The organism is Bradyrhizobium sp. NAS96.2, assembly GCF_001908235.1.
GTDB lineage: Bacteria > Pseudomonadota > Alphaproteobacteria > Rhizobiales > Xanthobacteraceae > Bradyrhizobium.
On the sequence record NZ_LGHK01000110.1, the window covers coordinates 1 to 9,271 of the forward strand.

6 protein-coding genes and 1 pseudogene are annotated in these 9,271 nt (G+C 65.5%); 5 read left to right on the forward strand and 2 right to left on the reverse strand.

Annotated features, from left to right (window positions below):
- The 3 genes from AC628_RS23440 to AC628_RS23450 all read left to right on the forward strand — a co-directional run.
- Positions 1-1,947 (forward strand): T1SS-143 repeat domain-containing protein (locus AC628_RS23440; RefSeq protein ID WP_210190248.1); only part of this gene is annotated, 1,947 nt, incomplete at its 5' end.
- A 193-nt stretch (positions 1,948-2,140) separates the two neighbouring features.
- A complete protein-coding gene (locus AC628_RS23445) occupies positions 2,141-4,267 on the forward strand; it encodes a type I secretion system permease/ATPase (protein ID WP_074129083.1) in 2,127 nt (708 codons plus the stop codon).
- Positions 4,268-4,278: 11 nt separating this feature from the next.
- A complete protein-coding gene (locus tag AC628_RS23450) occupies positions 4,279-5,811 on the forward strand; it encodes an HlyD family type I secretion periplasmic adaptor subunit (protein ID WP_168193431.1) in 1,533 nt (510 codons plus the stop codon).
- Between the two features lie 46 nt (positions 5,812-5,857).
- Here AC628_RS23450 and AC628_RS23455 read toward each other — a convergent pair whose 3' ends face one another.
- On the reverse strand, positions 5,858-6,232 hold the full coding sequence (locus AC628_RS23455; protein WP_074129084.1) for a response regulator: 375 nt from the start codon (positions 6,230-6,232) through the stop codon (positions 5,858-5,860).
- Between the two features lie 37 nt (positions 6,233-6,269).
- Positions 6,270-7,134 (reverse strand): annotated as a pseudogene (locus AC628_RS23460) (MJ0042-type zinc finger domain-containing protein).
- A 273-nt stretch (positions 7,135-7,407) separates the two neighbouring features.
- Here AC628_RS23460 and ftsE point away from each other — a divergent pair.
- Positions 7,408-8,067: a cell division ATP-binding protein FtsE gene (gene ftsE / locus AC628_RS23465; protein ID WP_021079468.1), complete on the forward strand. Its 660-nt coding sequence runs from the start codon at positions 7,408-7,410 to the stop codon at positions 8,065-8,067.
- On the forward strand, positions 8,060-9,031 hold the full coding sequence (locus AC628_RS23470) for a cell division protein FtsX (RefSeq protein WP_074129082.1): 972 nt from the start codon (positions 8,060-8,062) through the stop codon (positions 9,029-9,031). The genes ftsE and AC628_RS23470 overlap by 8 nt, the downstream gene beginning before the upstream one ends.
- Positions 9,032-9,271: the final 240 nt, after the last annotated feature.

A 9,271-nucleotide genomic window follows, 5' to 3' on the forward strand; every position in this document is an offset into this window, starting at 1 on the left:
CAGGACGAGAGTGGTCCAGCCAACAGTGCCGGCGAAGGTGTGTTCTCCTTCAGCAGCATCAGCTCCCTGCTGACGGCGACCGACAAGGACGGCAGCAGCGCCACCGCGGCCGCCGGCGCGCTGACGCTTGCTATCATCGACGACCAGCCGAGCGCGACCGCCAACAAGGAGGCCCAGACAGTCGACGAAGATGGGCTTTCGACCAACAAGCTTTCCGATACCGCGAGCGCATCGGTAACAAGTTCGATCACATCCTTGTTCACGGCGGGCGCGGACACGCCGATTAGCAAATACACGCTCTCCGGCTCCACGTCGGGCCTGCCGACGCTGACGTCGGGCGGCGCGGCGGTGACCTATGCGATCACGAGCGACGGCACCACCGACACCCTGACTGCGACAAAGACGGGCGGCGGAACCGTGTTTACGCTCGCGCTGACCGAGGCGAGCGGGGCCTACACCTTCACGCTGTCGGCTCCTGTCGATCAGGTACCGGGCGCGACTGACTCGAGCCAGACCACGATCGACTTCAGTTCAGTAGTGCAGGCGACGGATGCAGACGGCAGCACGGCGAACGCTGCAGCCAAAGCCTGGACGGTTACGGTTGTCGACGACGTGCCGGCGAACTTGTTCCCGGAGGCGATCATCAGCACAGATGGCGTGCAGGATGCCGCCAGCTCGACCTTCACCGGGAATCTGGTCAACACGGTCGCGGCCGACGGGACTGTCGATCCGAATTCGTCGCTCACCATCGACCAGCATGCCGGTGCCGACGGCTTTGGCGCTCTGTTCTTCACGGGCACCAACGGCTCGCAACTGAAGGGCCAGCTCGACGGCGGCGCGCCCAACACGAACCTGCAATCGAGCGGAAAGAACATCTACCTGTTCGGGTTCGGTACGGGCACGCTGACGGCGACCACCGATTCGACCGGCACCGGGCTTCCCGGCGGAGGGAGCGGATCCGTCATCACGGCGGATGAGGTGTTCACGATCGCGCTCAACCACACCAGCGGTCAGTACACCTTCGACATGCTCCAGCCGATCAATAACGGCGCCAACTTCACGTTCAGCGATTTCGCCGACGTCCCCGCCGGCGACTATGCCTGGTTCTCGCTGCCGTTCAACCCCACGACGAAGCAGCCCGTCACCCCCGGCAAGTCAGTGGTCTTCACCGGGCTCAGTCCCGGCGTCGATACCGTCAATCCCAGCAATATCGGCGTCGGCACCGACAAGCAGGCGGTGGCCCCGGGCACGGGCGTCCGCATCGACTTCGTCGACAACGTGCATTCGATCACCAGCACGACGGCGCTGAAGTCGCTCAGCTCGCTCGGCTACCTCGATCACTACGAGGTCAACAACGCCGGCTTCACGCTCTCGCAGGTCAATCCGACCGGAAAGACCGTCGACATCCGGCTTGACGCCTACGAGGTGCCCGAAGCGACGCCGCTCTCTCCCGGAGGGACGTTCCCGACCGACGCGAGCGCCACCCACGAGGCGGTCACGGAGGTCAAGATCGTGACCGAGGACGCCAGCGGCAACGTCACCTCTGTCCTGGCCGACTTCATCGGCGGCGATACGACCAAGACGTTCACCAACGGCGGGGTTTCACAAACCGTGGAGGCAAAGTTCGCCCCATCGGGCGACAGCAGTGGCGTGGACATGCTCGGCCTCAAACAGGTGCCGGGTGAGTTCATTCTGGTCAGCACCGCGACCGGGTTCGATCGCCTGCTGGCGACCAATATCGGCAGCGTCTACAGCAACAAGAACTCGTTCGACATGGGCGCGGTGTCGGTCTCGACATTCAACGTCGGCCAACCCGTCAACATGTCCTTCAACCTCGCGCTGCAGGACTCGGACGCGTTCAGCGCAATGGGAGGAGGGACCGGCAATCTCACGGAAGTTGGGACAGGCACGCTCAACATCAACCTGACCGCTCCGACGCACGCATGACTGCTGCGATGCGATCGGCACATGCAGGCAATTCTGTGCCGGGCGAAGAGCCCGGCCCAGGACCGGCGCGGGACAGGGCCATACGGTGCACGAGGTGAGCAGCGTGATCGCACAGATCAAGGAAGCGCTTGCGGTCAAGCCCGCGCCGACCGAGCCGCCCGAGGTTGAAGCGCAGTCTGCGCCGATTACGGTGATGGACTCCGGGCTGGCCGGGCTCGCGGTGATCGCGGGGTATTACCGGATCGCAGCCGACCCGGCGCAGTTGCGCCATCAGCTCGCGCTGACTGGGCGGTTTGCCCAGGCGAATGACATCGTCCTCGGGGCCAATCAGCTGCAATTGCGCTCGCGCATCCTGCACGCAGTCACAGCCAAACGGCTCGCGAGCATCCCCTATCCCGCGCTGATCGGCCTCAGGAACGGCACCTTCAGCGTGCTGGCAGCCTCACCGGCGAAAGGGTTCGCACGGCTGCTCGATCCGATTGCCCGCACCGCGCGTGAGCTGCCCATCGAGGAGATCGTCGCACTGTCATCAGGGGAGGTGGTGCTGATCACGCGCCGCCTCGGCGGGGCCGGGACAAACCCAAGCACATTCGGATTCCGCTGGTTTCTGCCATCGATCCTGCGCTACCGGCGGCCTCTTGCGCAGGTCGCGGTCGCGTCCCTCTTCGTGCAGTTGTTCGCACTCGTCACGCCGATTTTCTTCCAGCTGGTCGTCGACAAGGTGCTGGTGCACAAGGGCCTGTCGACCTTGACCGTCCTGATCGTCGGCCTGCTCGCGCTGGGACTTTTCGAATCGGTCCTGCAATTCCTGCGCGCCTATACGCTGAGCCACACCACCAACCGGATAGATGTCGAGCTCGGCCGGCGTCTGTTCCATCATCTCTTTCGCCTGCCGCTGGCTTATTTCGAAACCCGCGCGGCCGGCCAGACCGTCGCGCGCGTGCGCGAGCTCGAGACGATTCGCAGCTTCCTGACCGGCCAGGGGCTGACTTCGCTGCTCGATCTCGTGTTTACGCTCGTCTTCTTCGTGGTGATGTTCATTTACTCGGAGCGGCTGACGCTGGTCGTGCTTGGAACGATCCCGGTCTATCTTCTCATCGCGGCGCTGATCCGTCCGGTTCTGCGTGAACAAATCAACGAGAAATTCAACCGTGGCGCGCGATCGCAGCAGTTCCTCGTCGAGTCGATCGTCGGCGCGCCGACGTTGAAGGCGGCGAGCGTCGAGCCGATGATGCAGGCGCAGTGGGAGGAGCGGCTCGCGTCCTATGTTCGCACCTCGTTCGACGCCGGCATCACCGGCACGCTCGGCCAAAATCTCGTTCAATATGTCAGCAAGGCAACGACGGCACTGATTCTGCTGTTCGGCGCCCAGGCGGTGATCGACGGCGCGATGACCGTCGGCGAGTTGATCGCGTTCAACATGATCGCCTCCCAGGTCGTGGCACCGATTCTCCGCCTCTCCCAGCTCTGGCAGGACTTCCAGCAGGTCCAGGTTTCGGTGGCGCGGCTTGGCGACATCCTGAATACGCCGCCGGAACCGATGCCGCAGAACCTGTTGACCCTGCCGCCGCCGAGAGGCGCGATCGATTTGCGCGGCGTGTCGTTGCGCTACCGGGCCGATGCGGCCGAAGCGCTGCGCAACATCACTCTGTCGATCGCCGCGGGCGAGGTCATCGGCTTCGTCGGAGCTTCGGGCTCCGGCAAGTCGACCCTCGTCAAGCTGGTGCAGCGGCTCTATGCCCCGCAGACGGGACAGGTGATGCTTGACGGCGTCGACATCGCCCAGCTCGACCCCGGTTGGCTTCGCCGACAGATCGGCGTGGTGTTGCAGGAGAACATCCTGTTCAACCGCTCGATCCACGAGAACATCGCGCTCGGCGACCCCGCCGCACCTCGGGCTTGGGTGATCGAGGCCGCGAAGCTTGCCGGCGCCGACGAGTTCATCGCCCAGATGCCGCAGGGCTATGACACGATCATCGAGGAGCGCGGCGCCAATCTCTCGGGCGGCCAGCGCCAGCGCATCGCCATCGCCCGAGCGCTTGCCACCAATCCGCGCATCCTCATCTTCGACGAAGCGACCTCGTCGCTGGATTACGAGAGCGAGAGCATCATCCAGGAGAACATGCGTGCGATCGTGCGCGGCCGCACGGTGCTGATCATCGCCCATCGACTGGCCGCGGTGCGCCCGTGTACGCGCATTGTCGGAATGGACAAGGGCGAGATCGTCGAGATCGGAACTCACGAGGAGCTGCTGGCGCGCCATGGCGGCCTCTACGCAAGGCTCTGGGCGTTGCAGGATCGGGCGAGGGCGCGGACATGAACCAGAGAGCCGTGCCGCCGCCCGCGCCGCCATCCCGTCAGCCGGTCCCTCCGTCGGCCCCGGTCGTCACCGGCCGCGACCGCGAATTCCTGCCGGCCGCGATCGAGATTCTGGAAACGCCGGCACCGCCCCTGCCTGTGGTGATGATGCTGACGATTTGCCTGTTTTTCGCAGCCGCACTTGCCTGGTCGTTCTTCGGTCGGCTCGATGTGCATGCGGTGGCGCCCGGCAAAATCGACACCGCCGGGCGCGCCAAGGTGATCCAGCCGCTTGACCCCGGCAAGATCGCCGCCCTCCACGTCGAAAACGGACAGCATATGAGGGCGGGCGACCTGCTGCTGGAGCTCGATCCTGCGGAAGCGACCGCAGAGGAAAATGCCCAGCGCGATACGCTCGATGCGAACCTCGCCGAAATTGCTCGCCGGCGTTTCGCCATAGCAACCGCACGCGCCGTGCTCGACGGTCCAGCGAAATCAAGGGAAACCAGCGCGCGGGAAGCCGCTATCGCGGAACTGGCGCGGGCCGCTGCTGACCCGGCACCGCGAATCGCCTGGGACGCCGAACTCCCGGAGGCGATCCGTCTGCGCGAGGCTGCGGTGTTGACTGCCGACGTCGACCACCTGATCGGCACCCTGCAAAGCCTCGACAAGCAGATGGCCCAGAAGGAGGCGACACGTCGGCGCCTGGAGATGAGGATCGCCTACCAGGACAAGCTGATCCAGACGCTGACGGATCTCCTCGGCGTGCGCCAGATGTCGTTCGATCTCAAAGTCGGTACCAAGATCAATCTCTACGATGCGAGGGGAGAGCTGGAGAAGTCGCAATCGGCACGGGCCTCCGACGAAGGCGAGTTGATCGAAACCGAAGCTGCATTGACGGAGCTCGCCAGCGAGAAGATCAAGACGCTGGCACAATTCGTCGCTGACAATGGCAACAAGCAGGCTGAGGCCGAGCGCAAGGCGGACGGAGCCAAACAGGCGCAGGTCAAGGCGGGAGCCCGCCTGGCGCGCACCAGGCTCTATTCGCCGGTCGACGGCGTCGCACAGCAGATCGCGGTGACCACGGTCGGCCAGGTCGTCACCACGGGGCAGCAGCTCCTGGTCGTGGCGCCGACCGAAGGGGCGCTGCAAGTCGAAGCGCTCGTCGCCAATCTCGACATCGGCTTCGTCAAGCCCGGCCAGGCTGCGGCGATCAAGGTCGACGCCTTCCCCTTCACCCGCTTCGGCGTCCTGCACGGAAAGGTCATGCGCATCGCATCCGAGGCGGTCGAGGAACAGGAAGCCAAGCGCGGTCTCGCCAACGCGCCCGCCACCGCCAATACGGCCGGTGCCTCGCCTGCCGGTCAGGCTGGACAGTCCCCGAGCTTCGTTTTTCCGATTACCGTCGAGCTCGAACAACAGTCGATAGACGTAGACGGTGCGAAGGTCGCTCTAACTCCGGGCATGACCGTGACCGTCGAAATCAAGACCGACAGCCGCCGCGTGATCGACTACCTGCTCTCGCCGCTTGCCAAGGTTGCATCCGAGGCGTTGAAGGAGAGATAGGAGCCACGTGCCGCGTGTCGACGCCCCGGAGTTTGGCGTTTGAGGGTCAGGCCTTCCTTGCCGCCAGCGCATCCGCCACCGCGGTGCGGATATCGGCGACCGAGAACGGTTTCGTCACCACGTCATGCACGATCGCCTCGAGGCCGGAGGCGCGTTCGCGCTGATGGGCGAAGCCGGTCATCAGCAGGATCTTCAGCGCGGGGAAGTCGCGCGCCGCGGTCAGCGCCAGCGCGATGCCGTCCATCACAGGCATCTGGATGTCGGTGAGCAGCAGGTCGAACGCGCCTTCATCGCGCGTCAGCACTTCCAGCGCCTCGGCGCCGTCCTGCGCGGTCACGGTCTCGTGGCCGTCCATGGCGATGGCGCGCGCCACCAGCGAGCGCATCGAGTCTTCGTCGTCGGCGATCAGAACACGCGTCATGGTGATGGTCGGTTCCCGAAAGTATTGGTGCGCAGCCTCAGGCGCGGCCGCCGGTGAGGTCATGCTTGTTGAAGAAGCGTACGTCGATATTGCGGCCTTCGGGCGGCGGCGAGGCGAGGCGCGACTTGAAGAACGCACGTTCGCCGGGCTTGAGCACCGGCTGCTCCAGCACCGCATTCCAGGCATAGATCTCGGCGCCCTGCGCGTCGCGGACCGAGAAGCGCAGCCGCGGCAATTCGACCGGCTTCCTGGTCTGGCCGACGATCATGCCCTCGATGACCAGCACCGGCTTGCCGTCCACGGTCTCGTTGGTGATCTTGAGGTCCTTGAAGGCAAGTCCGCGCAGATTCACGTCGAGCCCGGCCATCTTGTAGAACAGCGCCGTCTGCGGCAGCAGCCGCACCACGTCGTTGCGCCAGACGAACAGCGCGATGATCAGCGCGGCCATCGCGGCGCAGGTGGTCGGCAGCGCGCCGATCACCGGCATGAAGGGAATCCGGGGCAGGGAGGGCAGGCGGAACAGGCTGGGAAACCGCGGCAGGCGGAAGCGGCGCTTTCCGGTCGCCTCCTGGCCGTCGGCATGAGCCGCGGCATCCGCCTCGGCCACCGCCGGCCACGCGCTGGCGGCGTCGCCCCCCCTCGGGCAAATCGGCCGAAATCGACGGGCTCTCGACCACCGGGGTCTCGTCAGCCTCCTCGCGGCCCATCGCGTCCCATTCGGCGGCGAGATCGGAGCCGGCGGCCTCGTAGGCCAGAATGGGCGCCGCCGCCCCGATCGCATCCTCCGGCCGGGCCAGCCAGACCTCGCGGCAACGGGAACAACGGACGGTGCGTCCGGCCTCCCCGAGGGTGGCCGGATTGATGGCATAGGATGTTGTACAATGCGGACAAACGATATGCATGGAGCCGAATCTCCACCGTGTGGTATGCCCGGATGCTACTGAGCGACTGTTAACGAATCGGAAACCATAACCGACGCACAAGCTTTCTGTGCGGTTCGCGGCCGCTCGGCGGGGTGTTCGGGCCGCCAAAGCGTTTTCGAGCGAAGTGGGTACCGGTTCGCGTGAAGAAAACGCGTCCAAGCAAGAATCCAGAGCCGTTCCGATTTCATCGGAACGGAAAAGGCTCTGGAGTTGGGTATTGGGCCACTGGCCCTCTCGAACGGAGCTAGCGCATTGGTTCGGTTCGAAAATGTCGGTTTGCGCTACGGGCTCGGCCCGGAGATTTTGCGCGACCTCTCTTTCATGATCCCGGCGCACTCGTTCCAGTTCCTCACCGGGCCGTCCGGCGCGGGCAAGACCTCGCTGCTGCGGCTGTTGTTCCTGTCGCTGCGGCCGACCCGGGGGCTGGTCAATTTGTTCGGCAAGGACGTCTCCCTGCTGAGCAAGGACCAGGTCGCCGACCTGCGCAAGCGGATCGGCATCGTGCTGCAGGACTTCCGCCTGCTCGACCACATGACCACCTATGAGAACGTCGCGCTGCCGTTCCGCGTGATGGGCCGCGAGGAATCGACCTATCGCCGCGAGGTGATCGACCTGTTGAAGTGGGTCGGGCTCGGCGAGCGGATGGATGCGCTGCCGCCGATCCTGTCGGGCGGCGAGAAGCAGCGCGCGGCGATCGCGCGCGCGGTGATCTCGCGGCCGCAATTGCTGCTGGCGGATGAGCCGACCGGCAGCGTCGATCCGACGCTCGGGCGCCGCCTGCTGCGGCTGTTCATCGAGCTCAACAAATCCGGCACCGCGGTTATCATCGCGACCCACGACATCACGCTGATGGATCAATACGAGGCGCGGCGGCTGGTGCTGCATCAGGGACGGCTGCACATCTATGAATAGGAGCGGCGACGAGAAAGTGTCGTTGGTCGATCTCGGGCGCGAACGCCCGCAGGTCCCGGCCACCGCGCGCAACATGTCGCCGATCGTGCCGCGCGCCTCGATCTCGGGCCGCGCGCTGGTTGCGGTGGTCGCGATCATGACCTTCCTCGCCTCGCTGACGACGGGCACCGTGCTGCTGGTCAGCGCATCGGCGGCCGAGTGGCAATCGGAAGTGTCGAGCGAGATCACCATCCAGGTGCGCCCCTCGCCGGGCCGCGATCTCGATCGCGATGCGCAGGCGGCCGCGGATGCGATGCGGGCGCAGTCCGGCATTCTCGAGGTCCGTCCGTTCAGCAAGGAGGAATCCGCCAAGCTGCTGGAGCCGTGGCTCGGCAGCGGGCTCTCGATCGACGAACTGCCGGTGCCACGCGTCATCGTGGCGCGGGTGCAGCCCGGCACCACGCTCGATCTTGCGAGCTTGCGCGCGCGGGTGACGCAGGTGGCGCCGACCGCAAGCGTCGACGATCACCGCGCCTGGATCGAGCGCATGCGCTCGATGACCGGCGCCACGGTGTTTGCCGGCGTCGGAATCCTGATCCTCGTGATCATCGCCACGATCATTTCAGTGTCGTTCGCGACCCGCGGCGCGATGGCCGCCAATCGCCCGATCGTCGAGGTGCTGCACTTCGTCGGCGCCGGCGACAGCTTCATCGCCAACCGCTTCCTGCGGCATTTCCTCAGGCTCGGCCTCGAAGGCGGGCTGATCGGCGGTGGCGCGGCGATGCTGGCGTTCGGCTTCTCCGAGTCGATCGCCAACTGGTTCTCCGGCACGCCGGTGGGCGACCAGTTCGCGGCCCTGCTCGGCACCTTCTCGTTGCGTCCGTCGGGCTATCTGGTACTGGCGTTGCAGGCGGTGCTGATCGCGGCGATCACCGCGTGGGCGTCGCGGCGCACCCTGTTCGCCACGCTCGACGACATCGATTGACGGCCGGCGGCATTGCAATGATGGCGCTGATTTCGTGATCGCGGTTCGCGGGGCGAGTGTGATTTGGCGGGCATACGCGCAGGCCCGGCCGCGGCAAAACCGGTTTCCACTTTTCCGGATCATGCTCTAAAATCCCCGGGGGGAAGGATAGCCGCATCACATGAGTTTGCAGTCCGACGATACGTCGCCGAATGGCCATGCCGCGCGCCCGCGTGGCTGGCTGCGCGCCGCCATCGTCGC